Raw genomic sequence first — 13,473 nt, 5'->3', positions numbered from 1 at the left:
GACGTTCGCAGCTGTCCGCGACAACGCCCTGTCACTGTTTCCCGGTGAGCGGCGGCGCGAGCGCGGCTCCACTTCGTGAACCGACCGTCTCTACGCCGGCATCACTCCGCGTCCTCGGCACGCCATTCCTCTTCGAGAATGCTGAACGCCAGGGAGTCCCGCCAGCCGTCCCGTATCCATGCCGTGTGTCGAAGGCGCCCCTCGTATGTCATACCGAGCTTGGCCAGCACTCGGGCGGATCCGAGATTCCGAGGGTCACAGGTGGCGAAGATTCGATGAAGCCCCAACTGGCCGAAGCCGCGGGAGAGAAGCTGCCGTCCGACTTCTGTGCCAATTCCTTGTCCCCACGCCCGAGGATGCACAATGTAGGAAATCTCGCCCTGGCGTTGCGTGTGACTGCGGACATGCAGCTCACCCATACCGACAACATCGCCCCCGATGCGCACTACATGGGCAAACCTCTGCTGGGGTGTGCTCGACCAGGCCTCGACCGCGGCCTTCACGAAAACGCGTGTCTGGTCCTCGGTGTTCGGTCCCCAAGGCTGGAAACGACAAGCCTCCGGGAGACAGGCCCACGAGTGAATGGCCTGCCAGTCGTCCAACGCGACCTTGTCCAGGGAAATCGAGTGCTGACGCACTACGTCCTGCCGATCTCTTGCCGGAGCTGGTGGGTGAAACGGCGGAGCAGATCCTCCGTTTCCCTGTGCTCGGCCCTGCGATCGTCCCGGCCCTCGCTGGGCCGGGAGCTCCAGACCCGCCGCGCGAGAGCGCCGGCGAGATCCACGGTGTCGTCGGCGCACAGCAGGTAGAGGGCCGACCGGGCTTCCTGCATCCGGCTCACCAGTTCGTTGGCCCCGGCACCGTCGTCACCCAGCCGTGTTTCCCGGAGGTGGTCGATGAGCTGGACCACGGCGGTGTTGAAGCCGACCCCGGCTTTCAGCTTCTGTTCGCGCAGCCACATGCGGTCCTGCCGACGCGCGGTGAACCAAGCCCCGAACACGGCCCCAACGAGGCCGAAACCAGCCCCGATGGCAACGGAAAGAATGTTCACCACGCCAACTCCCCCGACACACAGCTGGCAGCAGGCTACCGAAGCCACCCAGCACCCGACTTGACGGGCGTCCGTTCGAAGCGGCTTGGCCGCTACGGCATCTGGAGCAGGAGATGTGAGGATGGCCTCCCGCCGAGTGGTGTAGCCGATCGCGGCCCGCCGCGTGACATATCGGACGGCTCCGAAGTGGAAACGGCGGACCGTGACGCGGGTGTGCTGTACCGGGGCCCTGCTGCCCCAGGCCGAGGAACTGTTCGTGGTGCTGACGTGCGGCCCTGACAACGGCCGCACGAGGCCCCGCTCACAGGGTCAGCCGCTGTGCAGGGTGGTGGTCGGGGCGTCGGCCTGCTGGAGTTCGGTGAGGATCTGGTGCTGGCCGGCGAGGAGCTCGGTGAGGATCCGGCGGGCGGCGCGCAGGAGTTCGGCGACATCGCCCCCGGCCAGTGCGTAGCGGACGGTGGAGCCCTCTCGCATGGAGACGACGATGCCGGAGCGCCGGAGGACGGCGAGCTGCTGCGAGAGGTTGGAGGGCTCGACGTCGATGTCGGCGAGCAGATCCCGTACGGACACCGGCCCGTGCTGGAGGAGTTCCAGCACCCTGATGCGTACGGGGTGACCGAGCATGCGGAAGAACTCCGCCTTGACCTGGTAGAGGGGGGCCTGCATGGGTGCTCGCTCCTGGTCGGCTGAGGGGGAACGCTGACGCGGTGATGCGGAGGCACCGGGGCGCCGCCGCATCACGCACCGTCTTCGGGTGTCGATCCTTCACGTCGTGGGGCCGGCGGGAACGCACATTGACATCATGCTGATGTGGTGACTTGAAGAAGTCTTCACATGCTGGGCGTGCGTGGCCCCGAGCCGCTCGGACGCGCTAGACCTCGATGACCTCCTCCACACGCTTGAGTTGGTGGCGGGCCATCGCGAGGTTCGCTCGCGCCTTGTCGAGGACGAGGTAGAGGAACAGCCCGTTGCCGTTGCGCCCCTGTACCAGGCGGATCAGGTGGTACTGACGGTCGAGGGTGATGAGGACGTCCTCGATCTGGCCCTTGAGCCCGAGCTGTTCCATGGTGCGGCCCTTGGCCCGGATGACGTCCGTGTTCCCGGCCGCGGCGACATTCAGGTCCAGGTCCTTGCCCCCGCCGAGCGTGCCCAGCGCCATTCCGCTGGTGTAGTCCACGACGGCGGCTCCCAATGACCCCTCGACCCCGGCCATCATCTCCTTCAGCGACACTTCCACACTCGCCACAGCGCCTCCCATTCGCTTCGTGTGCCGTTGACCGCGCGGGCTCCTTCCGGCGACCCGCTGCGGTGCCCGGACCGTATGCCCGCGGCCGTCACGTCAGCGGGAACTCTCTGGTACTGATCTGTGGCGATCGAACAGTGACGCGAAGGGATCGTTCGGCTGACGGGAAGTGCCGTGACGGGCGTGGATATGGACACCGAATGTCGTGCCGTCGGGTGACGGGTGATGGGTGATGGGCGGCGCGGTGCAGAGCGGCCCAGGCTGGTCTGACCTGGGTGAACGGAGACAGCGGGGCGGGACCGCGCTGCGGGTGCTGGTCGACCTGGCACTTGAGCGGTGGCACACCCCTGAGACAGCCGTGACCGCCGACAACGACTCCAGCGTCATCGGCCAGTTGATGGCGGTCAGCCGACACCGGCCTGGCCCTCGACGATCCACAGTCGCTCTGACGAGCTCGTCCCAACGGGGCCGGGATCCCGGCAGGCGACGCCACCTCCGCCAGGACTCTCGAAGACCGTCTGCCGGAGACGCCGTCGGAGCGCGAAGCCGACGGGTCGGTGTGCAGGAGGAAGGCAGCCTCTGCCCGCCTGTCACGCAGGGGCGTGTCGTACATGAGCTGGGCAGACCGATCGCGCCGGTGACGGGAGGAGAGAAGGGCTCGGCGTACCGAGTCACCAGAGCCCGCGATGTCCAGCGGGTCGCACCACCGCTCGGCCGGCCGCCGCGGATCGACCAGAACGCCGGCCCCTTCGCGCCGCACCCCATGACCGATCGCACAGTCCGACCGTACGACGGGCTTGATAGCCTCAGCGGGCCAGTCGAGCCACACCCGAGGCCAGGGAATCCGGTGCGAATCCGGAACTGACGCGCAGCGGTGAGGGGGACGGGCGGGGCACGCAGCCACTGGGAGACCGGGAAGGCGCCCCGTCCGGACGAACCCGAGTCCGAAGACCTGCTGGCACCTCCGTGCACCCGCGCGGAGGACGTCCGTAGGCCAGGCTCCGCGTACGAGCCCCGACCCCAGAGGCATGCATGCCCGTGCTCCGCACCCCCGCCCTCCTCCTCGTGTCCGCCCTGCTGCTCACCGCCTGCGGATCCTCCGGCGACGACGCGACGGCGGAGAGGACCTCCGATGCCGGCTACCCGGTGACACTCGACAACTGCGGCCACAAGGTCACCCTGAAGTCCGCGCCGAAGCGCGCCGTCTCCCTCAATCAGGGCAGCACGGAGATCCTGCTCTCGCTCGGTCTCGCCGACCGCATGGCCGGTACGGCCACATGGACCGACCCGGTGATGAAAGGCATGGAGAAGGCCAACGCGTCGGTGCCACGCCTCGCCGACAACAACCCCTCGTTCGAGAAGGTCCTGGACGCCGAACCCGACTTCGTCACCGCCTCCTTCGTCTCCACTCTCGGCAAGGGCGGTGTCGCCACCCGCGGGCAGTTCGAGAAGCTCGGCGTGCCCACGTACGTCTCGCCGTCCGACTGCGCCGCCGGCAAGGACAATGACAGCGGCGGGGACGGATCGCGCAGCAAGCCGCTCACCCTCGACGCCGTGTACGGCGAGATCCACGACCTGGCCCGCGCGTTCGGCGTCGAGGCACGCGGCGAGAAGCTCGTCGGACAGCTGAAGGAGCGGGTGCGCGAGGCCACCGACGGGCTGGATGCCTCCGGCGTCTCCCTGATGTACTGGTTCGCCAACTCCCAGTCGCCCTACCTCGCCGGCTGCTGCGGCGCACCGGGTGCCATCACCCGCGCGGTCGGCGCGAAGAACGCCTTCGCCGACACCCACGACGAATGGCCCCAGATCAACTGGGAGACCGTCGCCGACCGCGACCCCGACGTCATCGTGATCGGCGACCTGACCCGCAAGCAGCAGACCGCGGAGACCGCCGCGGCCAAGATCCGCTTCCTGGAGACCAACCCCGCCACCCGCAATCTGACCGCCGTGAAGAAGAGGCGGTACGTCCTGCTGAGCGGGCAGGCGATGAATCCGTCCATCCGCACGGTCGAGGGGATCGAGAAGGTCGCAGCCGGTCTGCGGGACTTCGGGCTCGCCAAGTGAGCCTGCGCACCCTGCTGCTGACGGGCAGTGGACTGGCCGCGCTGCTCGCGTCGATCGCCGTGGCCGTGACGATCGGGCCCGCCGACATCTCCACGGGGGACGTCTGGGCGTCCGTCGCGGCCCATCTGGGCCTCGGTGAGGGTACGTTGGCGCCGCTGCGGGACGGCATCGTGTGGAACCTGAGGATGCCGCGCACGCTGCTCGCCGCCGTGTGCGGGGCCGGACTCGCGGTGTGCGGGGCGGTGATGCAGTCGCTGCTGCGCAATCCGCTGGCTGATCCCTTCGTGCTCGGGGTCTCCTCCGGTGCGTCCACGGGTGCGGTCGCCGTGGTCGTGCTCGGGGTGGGCGGCGGAGCGGTGTCCCTGTCGGCGGGCGCCTTCCTCGGGGCGCTGCTCTCCTTCGCCCTGGTGCTGCTGCTCAGCCATACCCTGGGGGGCAGCACCGACCGGGTGGTGCTGTCCGGGGTGGCGGCCATGCAGTTGTTCTCGGCGCTGACCTCGTTCATCGTCCTGACCTCGGCCGACGCCGAGACCACCCGGGGCGTGCTGTTCTGGCTGCTCGGCTCGCTCACCGGCGCCGACTGGGCGCAGGTGCTGCTCTGCACCGCCGTCCTGGCGGTGGTTCTCGTCGTCTGTCTCGGGTACGCCCGCACCCTGGACGCCTTTGCCTTCGGCGACGAGGCCGCCGCCGGACTCGGGGTCCGGGTCGCCCGCACCCGCCTGGCCCTGCTCTGCGCCACCGCGCTCCTCACCGCCGCCCTGGTCAGCTGCACCGGCGCGATCGGCTTCGTCGGCCTGGTCCTCCCGCACGCCACCCGCGCCCTCACCGGCTCCGGGCACGCCCGTCTGCTGCCGGTCACCGCGCTGACCGGGGCCGTCTTCCTGGTGTGGGTGGACACCCTCGCCCGTACCGTTCTCGACCCCCAGGAGGTCCCGGTGGGTGTGGTGACGTCCCTCATCGGCGTACCGGCGTTCGTGGTCGTGCTCTACCGCGAACGGAGAAGGGCATGACCAGCCTGCGTGCGGACCGCGTCGTCCGGCGCATCGGCGACAAGGTCGTCGTCGACGATGTCACCCTCACCCTGCGGCCCGGCGAGACCGTCGGCCTGCTGGGCCCCAACGGCTCGGGAAAGTCGACGCTGTTGAGGCTGCTGGCCGGGGTCCTCGCCCCCACCGCCGGAGTCGTGTCCCTGGACGGTCGCTCGCTCACCGAGGTCGGCCGCCGCGCCACCGCCCGCCGGATCGCCACCGTCGCACAGCACACCGACACCCAGACCGAACTGACCGTCCGGGACGTCGTCGCCCTCGGCCGTATCCCGCACCGTCGCGCCTGGACAGCGCCCACGGCGGCCGACGCGGAAGCCGTCGCCGAGGCCCTGCGGCGCACCGGCCTGACCGACCGGGCCGGACAGTCCTGGCACACCCTCTCCGGCGGCGAACGCCAGCGCACCCAGATCGCCCGCGCGCTCGCCCAGGAGCCCCGCGAACTCCTCCTCGACGAACCCACCAACCACCTCGACATCCAGCACCAGCTCGACCTCCTGGAGCTGATCGCCGGCCTGCCCGTCACCACCGTGATCGCCCTGCACGACCTCAACCTCGCCGCGATGTACTGCGACCGCCTGCTCATCCTGCGCGACGGCCGCGCCGTCACCGAAGGCGCCCCGGCCGACGTCCTGAGCCCCGCCCTGATCGAGCGTGTCTACGGCGTCCGCGCCGAGGTCACCCACGAGCCCGGCCACCCCGTGATCCGCTTCCTGCGCCCGGCCGCCCGGGACGCGTTTCCCCCCAAGGGGAGCGCGGGGCCCTTGGAGAGGAGCGCGACGAGCGATGCCCGGACAAAGCCCTGAGAGACCTGAAGGAGCGGGCACGCAGCACACATCACGACGAGGGGGCTCGACCGGGCTGAGGGCCTTGTCCCGGAAGGGCTGCTCGAAGTGGGGCGAACAGGAGGCGCCTCACGGGTAACAGCCCAGTGCAGGCGCCTCCTGCCGGCGTTCCCAGAAGAAGCCGAGCTTCTTCGGCGAGTACGACACCAGAAGGTTCTTCGTCTGCTGGTGGTACACGCTCACCGTCCCCTTTGACCTGTGGCAATGGGCGGAATCGTCTGCTGCTGAGCCGAGTCGGTCCGCACCTGGTCCGGATCTTGGTCCGGTGTCCACGGCAGTCCAGCGTAGGCGCGTAACACCAGGTCAGAGCTGTCGTTCCGGGAGAGTCGACGTAGTTGGTGACAGGCGGGTGAGGGGGCCTGTGAGGGCGGCGGTGATACGAAGCCCCACCGGGAACCATCCCGCACTCACGGGCCGCGCCAAGACTGGCGACGGTCCGGTGCGGAGCGCCAGGGTGTCCCCACTCGCCGAGGACTCCGCTGCCAAGGCTTGAGTCTGCCGGATCAGCGCATGGTGCGGCTCACCGGGCAGATCGATGAGGTGAACCGGCGCCTGTCGTGGAACGTCACGCGCCTCAGGTGCTCGTGCCGGTGGGTATCGGCCCGGACGGTGCCGTCGCTCTCCCGATCGCCATGGCAGACCATCCCGTACTGGTCGACGGGGCCATCGTCGCCGGGTGCGGACGCGGCCCGCGAGTGCGTCGGCGGTGCCGGCCTCCTACCGCTTGTCGCTCCCCGCCGCCCGGAGATCCGGTTCGTGTTCGCGGATCGCTGCGGCCCGCTGGATGTGCGCCGCCGTCAGGGCGCCTGCGTTCTCCGCGTCACCCTGGAGTACGGCCTGGAGAATGAGGTCGTGATCGTGGCGGAGCGCGGCGGCGTGCTCGGCGGTCCAGATCGTGGCCGCTGGGGTGAAGCGCACCCAGAGGGTTTCGATGTACTCGGCGACGAGCGGGGAGGACTGTCGATAGAGGGCGAAATGGAACTCCCGGTTGAGGACGGAGAGCTCCGCGGCCGTCGCCCGGCCGCTCTGCTGCGCCTCGGTGAGCCGGGCGTGCCGTTCCTTCAGCAGTTCCAGGCCGGCCGGTGTCATGCGCTCGACGGCCATGACAGCCGCGGTCTGTTCGGCCGCCGCGCGCAGGCGGTAGAGGTCGCGGGCCGCGTCGGGGGAGAGCTGGCGGACGGAGGCGCCCTTGTGCGGGGAGTAGATGATCACGCCGTCGGCCTCAAGCATGCGCAGGGCTTCGCGCACGGGTGTCGGGCTGACGCCGTAACGCTTGGCCAGCACGGTCTGCTTGATGAGTTCGCCGGGGCGGATCACGCCCTTCGCGACGTCGTCCCGGATGCGGTCCGCGACATAGGCGGTCCTGCTCACGGGTGGGGCGGAACCGCTGCCTTCCTGGCTCATCGAGCTCCTCGGGCTCAGGGCCGATCGCTGCCGGCGCTCTGGATGCAGGACTCAATAATGTACAGCGTGCAGAGAAGAGAGCGGGTGCGCTGAAGGGTTTTGCTGCCTTTCGGCTCCTCTCGGCTCGGCAGTGTTCGGCCACTCCTGGGGTGTGATCTCAGCCGCCGATCCTCTAGACAGCACTCTATAGACTATGTAATCTCCGTCACCGCGGGAGCGTGGAAGTGGCACAGGTCACGCCACAGGCGTTCATCTGCGCCCCTCTCTCAGCGTCGAGAGCTTCGGAAGTCGGGAGACTGGCATGTCCAAACAGGAACGACTCACCCGGGATGTCGCGGAATGGGTCGCCGGGCAGCGGCGCGTCGCGCTGCCGGCGGAACTCGACCGGCATGTGCGGCGGATGACCCTGGATCACCTGGCCGGGGTCGTCGCGAGTTCGGTGGGCCCGGTCTCGGCGGCGGTCGCCGAACACGTGGGGCGGATGTATCCCGGCGACGCGGCCACCGCGATCGGCCACGGACGGATGTCCGCGCTGGGGGCAGCGCTGGTCAACGGGACCAACGGGCACGGCATTGAGGCCGACGAGGGGTACACCCCGGGCAGCATGCACCCCACGTCGGTCGTTCTGCCGGCCGTCTTCGCCGTGGCGCAGGAGCGCGGGATCGGCGTGGAGCGCGTCACCGTCGCGGCGGCCGTGGGGATGGAGCTGGCCTGCCGGATCGCGGCGGCCGGACACCCGGCCACGCGCAACAACCACTTCCACAACACCCCCCTCGCGGGCGTGCTGGGAGCCGCCGCGGCGGTGAGTGTCCTGCTGGAGCTGGATGCCGAGACCACCGCCAACGCGCTCGGCATCGCGGCCTCCCACGCCGGTGGCCTCTTCGAGTTCCTCAGCGGCTCCGCCGAGGTCAAACGGCTCCACCCGGGCAAGGCCGCCCGGGACGGGATAGCCGCCGCCGACCTCGCGCAGGCCGGGCTCACCGGTCCGACCACCGCACTGGAGGGCAAGGACGGCTACTTCGCCGCGTACGCCGGCACGGAGGGCCGTGACTGGCACGCCGAGACGGTCCGGGACGGACTCGGCGAGCGGTGGGTGCTCCTCGGCACGTATGTCAAGCCGTACCCCTGCTGCCGCCACCTGCACGGCGCGATCGACGCGGTGCTCGCGCTCGGCAAGGCGCACACCATCGACCCGGAGCAGGTCGAGGAGGTCCACGTCGGAACGTTCAAGATCGCCACCGGGCATGCCGGGAAGACCCTGGACACCGTGCTCCAGGCACAGCTCAGCCTCCCCTACACGGTGGCGACGGCACTGGTGCGCGGCACTGTCACGCTCACCGACTTCCGCGAGGAGGCGCGCACCGACGCCCGGGTGCGGGCACTGGCCGACAAGGTCGTCGTCGAGCTGGACGAGGCCGCCGACGCCGCCTACCCGACGGCCGGCCGGCCGGCGGACGTGACGGTCGTGCTGCGTGACCGGACACGGCTGAACCACCGCGTCCAGCACCCCTACGGCGAGCCCGCCAACCCGCTCTCCGACGCCGCGCTAGAGGACAAGGTCCGCGGTCTCGTCGTCCCTGTCGTCGGCGCGGCGCGGGCCGAGGCGCTCATCGCCGCCGCCTGGGGCCTGCGGTCTCTGGACTTCCTCGACGAACTCGACGAGGCCGTCCGCTCCGGCTGCCCCGTCCGTGCCGCGCATGAGCGCGGGAACGCCGTTCCCGTCTGACCAGACCGACCGCAACGAAGGGAGGATCCCACCATGAAGGTTGACGTGCGCGGCCTCGAACTCGCCTACGGCGACTTCGTCGCCATCAGGAATCTCGACCTCACCATCGAGGACGGGGAGTCGGTGGTCCTGCTGGGGCAGTCCGGCTGTGGGAAGTCCAGCACCATGCGGTGCATCGCGGGGCTGGAGACACCCACCCAGGGGACGATCTCGATCGGCGACACCACCGTCTTCGACGCAGTACACGGCACGGCGCTGCCCGCCTTCCGGCGCAACGTCGGCATGGTCTTCCAGTCCTACGCGGTGTGGCCGCACAAGACGGTGCTGGAGAACGTGGAGTTCCCGCTGCAGATGAAAGGTGTCGCCAAGGGCGACCGGCGCCGCACAGTCCTTCAGGTGCTGGACACCGTCGGCCTGGCCCACCTCGCCGACCGGGGCGCGAGCATGCTCAGCGGCGGGCAGATGCAGCGCGTCGCGCTGGCCCGTTCGATGGCGATGTCGCCCAGTGTGCTACTGCTGGACGAGCCCCTGTCGAACCTGGACGCCCGCCTCCGTGACGACCTGCGCGTCGAACTCCGCCGCATCCAGGTCGAGCAGGGCCTGACCAGCATGTATGTGACGCACGACCAGCAAGAAGCGCTCGCCCTGGCTGACCGGATCGCCATCATGCAGGAAGGCCGTATCACCCAGCTGGGCACCCCGGAGGAGATCTACAGGCGCCCCGCCAGCGCGTCCATCGCGGCCTTCCTCGGCGTGACGAACGTCTTCGAGGCCAAGCGGGGAGCATCGGCGAGGGTTGCCGAACTCGTCGGACGCGGCTTGTCGCTGCGCACCGCGGACGACATGCCGAGCCGGTCGGCCAGCGTGTGCATCCGCCCCGAGGACGTCCGGGTCCACCTCATCGGTACAGGCCACCCCTCTCCGGCCGCCGCCCACGATGCCGATAACTCCTTCGAAGGCACCGTCGACGTCGCCGTCTTCCAGGGTTCGTCCATCCGGTGCAAGATCACCACCGACGCCGGGCTCGGCCTGGAAGCCGTCTGTGCGCCGCCGGTGGCCGGCCGACTCGACCACGGTGCCCGGGTAACCGTCAGTGTCCCCGCCGGGAACGTGATGGTGCTGCCCGCAACCGTGCCAGAGCCTGCCGTGGCGGAGGTGGCCGCATGAGCACGACTCTCATGAAGCCCGAGGCGTCCGCCGCCGAGCCGCAGCGCCGAACGACGCGTCCCTTCCGGCGCGGCCCGGGGCGGTGGACCAGACTGGTCGGGTTGCCGCTCCTGGCCGTCGTCGGCTTCCTCGTCCTGGTCCCGGCGGGGTTCATCGTGCTCGCCGCGTTCAGCGAGGAGGTTCCCCGGCCCGGCTCCATCGGCCTCGACCTCACCCTGGACAACTTCCGTGTGCTGGCCGAGGCCGGGGTCCTCGCGGCGGCGGGCAACTCGCTCCTCATCGCGGTCTGCGCGACCGTGTCCGCCCTGGTCATCGGTGGCTTCCTGGCGTTCGTGACGGCCCGTACCGACATCCGGTGCAAGGGCTTCGTTTTCCTCATCGGGCTCATGCCGCTCTTCCTGCCGTCCTACGTCGGAGCCCTGGCCTGGGCGATCCTCGGCAGCCCCGGCGCCGGGCTGATCAACACCGGCTTCCGCGACCTCGGCATGGCCGGGCCCGTCAACATCTACTCCGTGCCCGGCGTCGTCATGGTCATGGCCATGTACTACGCCCCGTACGCGTTCCTCATGATGCACAGCGCGATGTCGATGATGAACCCCGACCTGGAGGATGCGGCCAGCACCCACGGCGGCTCGACGTGGCGGACAATCCGCGCGGTCACGCTGCCTCTGGCACTGCCCGCCATCCTCGGCTCCGGTCTGCTGATCTTCGTCCTGATCTTCGAGAACTTCGCGGTCTCCCAGGTCCTGGCCTCACCGGGCGGCATCAACACCCTGCCGACGTTCGTCTACACGTTGATGAACGCCACGCCCTCGCGCGGCAACGAGGCGGCGGCCGTGGCCGTCGTGCTGGTCGCCGTCGTCGTGTCCGTCACCCTCGTGCAGCGCCGCGTTCTCGCCAAGCGGTCCTTCACGACCGTCTCGGGCAAGGGCGTCAAGCCCCGCACCCTGCGTCTGGGCCGACTGCGGACCCCGGCGCTGCTGGCGGCCTTGATCTACTTCGTCCTCTCCATCGTCGCCCCGCTGCTCGGGCTCCTCCTCTCGGCCATCCGCACCTCGCCGTACATGAGTTCCTTCGGCAGCCTCACCGAGCCGGGCGCCCTGAACATCACCTCGTTCGTCACGGCGGTCACCTCCGACGTCTTCGTCAAGACCGCGAGCAACAGCGTCCTCGTGTCGCTGTTCGCCGCCCTCGGCGGAACGGTCCTGGCCTTCCTCGCCGGCTACGTCGTCTACCGCACCAAGGCCGTCGCACGCGGAGCCCTGGAGACCGTGTCCATGGTCCCGCTCGCCATTCCGGCGGTCGTACTCGGTATCGGCCTGCTGTGGACGTGGCTGGTCATGCCGGTGCCGGTGTACGGGACCCTGTGGGTGCTGATCATCGGCTTCGTGGCCGTGCAGATGCCCCAGGGCTTCCGCGGGATCGCGTCCGCCATCCAGTCCACCGACCGCGACCTGGAGGACAGCGCCGTGATGCTCGGCGCCCGCCGCCTGCGAGCGATCTCCTTCGTCACGCTGCCACTGCTGCGCGTCGCCGTCTCCTCGACGTTTCTGCTACTGCTCATGCTCAGCATGCGCGAGCTGACCGTCCCGCTCTTCCTCTACACCACCGACACCGAGACCCTCTCCATCGCCATATACGACCAGTTCGAGAACGGCGGAGCGCTGCGCGAGGCATCGGCGACCGCGCTCGTCTACTGCCTGATCATGTTCGTCCTGAGCTACCTGCCGCGTCGCCTCGGCGCGAAGAAGGGGGTCCACGGTGCCTGAGACCGTACGACACCTGAACAGGCGTGGACTCCTCGCCGCGCTGGGGGCCGGTTTGTTCGTCACGGTCGGCGCCTGCGGCGACCTAGAGGACACCAAGGCACGGACGGCCGCGGATCTGCTCGCGAAGCCGGAGATCGACACATCCGACGGGCTGCGCATCGACGGGGAGCTGATCGCCGGCCGGAAGCTGTACCAGGCCGCGAAGAGGGACACCGTCGTCCTCTACTCCGGCACCGGGCAGGAGGCGGAGGAACTCACCGTCGCCCGGTTCGAGACGGACACCGGCATCAAGGTCCAGCTCACCCGGCTCCCCACGAACAAGCTCGCCGAACGCGCACTGTCGGAACAGGGGGCGGGCAGGCTCAAAGCCGGAGCCATCCGCATCACCGACCCGCTCGTGGCCCGCCAGTTCGCCAAGGCCGGTGTGTACGTCCCGTATCGCACGCCCTTCCACGGCCGACTGCCGGAGGGGACCGCGCTCACCAGCGACCGCTACTGGGCGAGCTACTACATCGTCAACGCGATGGGCTACAACTCCGCCGTCATCACCGACGACCCGCCCACCGGCTGGCAGGACCTCACCGACCCCCGCTACAAGGGGAAACTCGGCGTCGTCGCCGTCACCACCGGCGGCAGCGTCAAGGCTCTCGCCCACTTCCAGATCGACGAGTTCGGCGCCGGCTACCTGCAGGCGCAGGGACGGAACCAGGCACGTATCTTCGACTCGACCTCGACCGAGGTCGACGCCCTCGCCCGCGGCGAGATATCGATCGCCTCGCTCAGCTTCAACAACGCCTTCGCCGCCCAGGCCGCCGGAGCCCCCATCAAGCTCATCGTCCCCGAGGAAGGGGTCGCCGGCGCTCCCGCGCCGCTCGGCCTCACCGAACAGGGACTGAAGAGTCCGGCCGCGCGAGTCTTCGCGAACTGGTCGGTGTCGAAAGAAGGGCAGCGCTTCGCCGCCTCGCAGGGCTTCATCGCCGCGCGGACCGACATCGGCCGAGTCAAGGCGGGGGAGTACCAGCTGCCCCCGGCCGACTCGCCCCGCGCGCATCTGCTCAACGAGGACCAGATGGAGCGCTACAACAATGCCGACGAGCAGGTCTGGCGCAGGGCCTTCGACTACATCGGCTGAGTGGCCGGGCCACTCCTGCACGACTCCAG

General features: G+C 69.5%; 12 protein-coding genes and 1 riboswitch. Of the genes, 7 read left to right on the top strand and 5 right to left on the bottom strand.

Annotated features, from left to right (window positions below):
* Positions 1–101 precede the first annotated feature (101 nt).
* The 4 genes from K4B79_RS31525 to K4B79_RS31510 all read right to left on the bottom strand — a co-directional run bounded on the left by K4B79_RS31525 (position 102) and on the right by K4B79_RS31510 (position 2,297).
* Positions 102–638, bottom strand: coding sequence for a GNAT family N-acetyltransferase (locus K4B79_RS31525; RefSeq protein WP_232030705.1), 537 nt, complete (start codon positions 636–638; stop codon positions 102–104).
* The gene (locus K4B79_RS31520) at positions 638–1,054 is read right to left on the bottom strand and encodes a hypothetical protein (protein WP_232030704.1); all 417 of its coding nucleotides are present in this window, start codon (positions 1,052–1,054) and stop codon (positions 638–640) included. The genes K4B79_RS31525 and K4B79_RS31520 overlap by 1 nt, the downstream gene beginning before the upstream one ends.
* 306 nt (positions 1,055–1,360) lie before the next feature.
* Complete coding sequence (locus K4B79_RS31515) at positions 1,361–1,717, bottom strand: ArsR/SmtB family transcription factor (RefSeq protein WP_232030703.1); 357 nt, start codon at positions 1,715–1,717, stop codon at positions 1,361–1,363.
* 205 nt (positions 1,718–1,922) lie between these two features.
* Positions 1,923–2,297 (bottom strand): hypothetical protein, encoded by a 375-nt coding sequence (locus K4B79_RS31510; protein ID WP_232030702.1) that lies wholly within the window; start codon positions 2,295–2,297, stop codon positions 1,923–1,925.
* Between the two features lie 795 nt (positions 2,298–3,092).
* Positions 3,093–3,268, top strand: a riboswitch (cobalamin riboswitch).
* Positions 3,269–3,326: 58 nt separating this feature from the next.
* Between K4B79_RS31510 and K4B79_RS31505 the strand changes: the two genes are divergently transcribed.
* Genes K4B79_RS31505 through K4B79_RS31495 form a run of 3 tightly spaced genes read left to right on the top strand, consistent with a single transcriptional unit; the run spans position 3,327 to position 6,207 of the window.
* Positions 3,327–4,358 (top strand): ABC transporter substrate-binding protein, encoded by a 1,032-nt coding sequence (locus K4B79_RS31505; RefSeq protein ID WP_232030701.1) that lies wholly within the window; start codon positions 3,327–3,329, stop codon positions 4,356–4,358.
* Positions 4,355–5,368, top strand: coding sequence for an iron chelate uptake ABC transporter family permease subunit (locus K4B79_RS31500; protein WP_232030700.1), 1,014 nt, complete (start codon positions 4,355–4,357; stop codon positions 5,366–5,368). The genes K4B79_RS31505 and K4B79_RS31500 overlap by 4 nt, the downstream gene beginning before the upstream one ends.
* Positions 5,365–6,207 carry an ABC transporter ATP-binding protein gene (locus tag K4B79_RS31495; protein ID WP_232030699.1) on the top strand — a complete coding sequence of 281 codons (843 nt, stop codon included), beginning with the start codon at positions 5,365–5,367 and terminating at the stop codon, positions 6,205–6,207. The genes K4B79_RS31500 and K4B79_RS31495 overlap by 4 nt, the downstream gene beginning before the upstream one ends.
* Positions 6,208–6,963: 756 nt before the next feature.
* Here K4B79_RS31495 and K4B79_RS31490 read toward each other — a convergent pair.
* Positions 6,964–7,650: a GntR family transcriptional regulator gene (locus tag K4B79_RS31490; RefSeq protein ID WP_232030698.1), complete on the bottom strand. Its 687-nt coding sequence runs from the start codon at positions 7,648–7,650 to the stop codon at positions 6,964–6,966.
* Between the two features lie 301 nt (positions 7,651–7,951).
* On the opposite strand from K4B79_RS31490, the gene K4B79_RS31485 reads away from it, so the two are divergent.
* The 4 genes from K4B79_RS31485 to K4B79_RS31470 are packed head-to-tail and all read left to right on the top strand — an operon-like array spanning position 7,952 to position 13,444.
* A complete protein-coding gene (locus K4B79_RS31485) occupies positions 7,952–9,376 on the top strand; it encodes an MmgE/PrpD family protein (RefSeq protein WP_232030697.1) in 1,425 nt (474 codons plus the stop codon).
* Between the two features lie 33 nt (positions 9,377–9,409).
* Positions 9,410–10,543, top strand: coding sequence for an ABC transporter ATP-binding protein (locus K4B79_RS31480; RefSeq protein ID WP_232030696.1), 1,134 nt, complete (start codon positions 9,410–9,412; stop codon positions 10,541–10,543).
* Positions 10,540–12,312, top strand: a complete 1,773-nt coding sequence (locus tag K4B79_RS31475; RefSeq protein WP_232030695.1) for an ABC transporter permease — start codon at positions 10,540–10,542, stop codon at positions 12,310–12,312. Before K4B79_RS31480 ends, K4B79_RS31475 begins: the two co-directional genes overlap by 4 nt.
* Positions 12,305–13,444, top strand: a complete 1,140-nt coding sequence (locus K4B79_RS31470; RefSeq protein WP_232030694.1) for an ABC transporter substrate-binding protein — start codon at positions 12,305–12,307, stop codon at positions 13,442–13,444. The genes K4B79_RS31475 and K4B79_RS31470 overlap by 8 nt, the downstream gene beginning before the upstream one ends.
* Positions 13,445–13,473 lie beyond the last annotated feature (29 nt).

It is taken from the genome of Streptomyces lincolnensis, assembly GCF_021173675.1.
Lineage (GTDB): Bacteria > Actinomycetota > Actinomycetes > Streptomycetales > Streptomycetaceae > Streptomyces > Streptomyces lincolnensis_B.
This window is presented reverse-complemented; position numbering and strand designations above follow the sequence as displayed.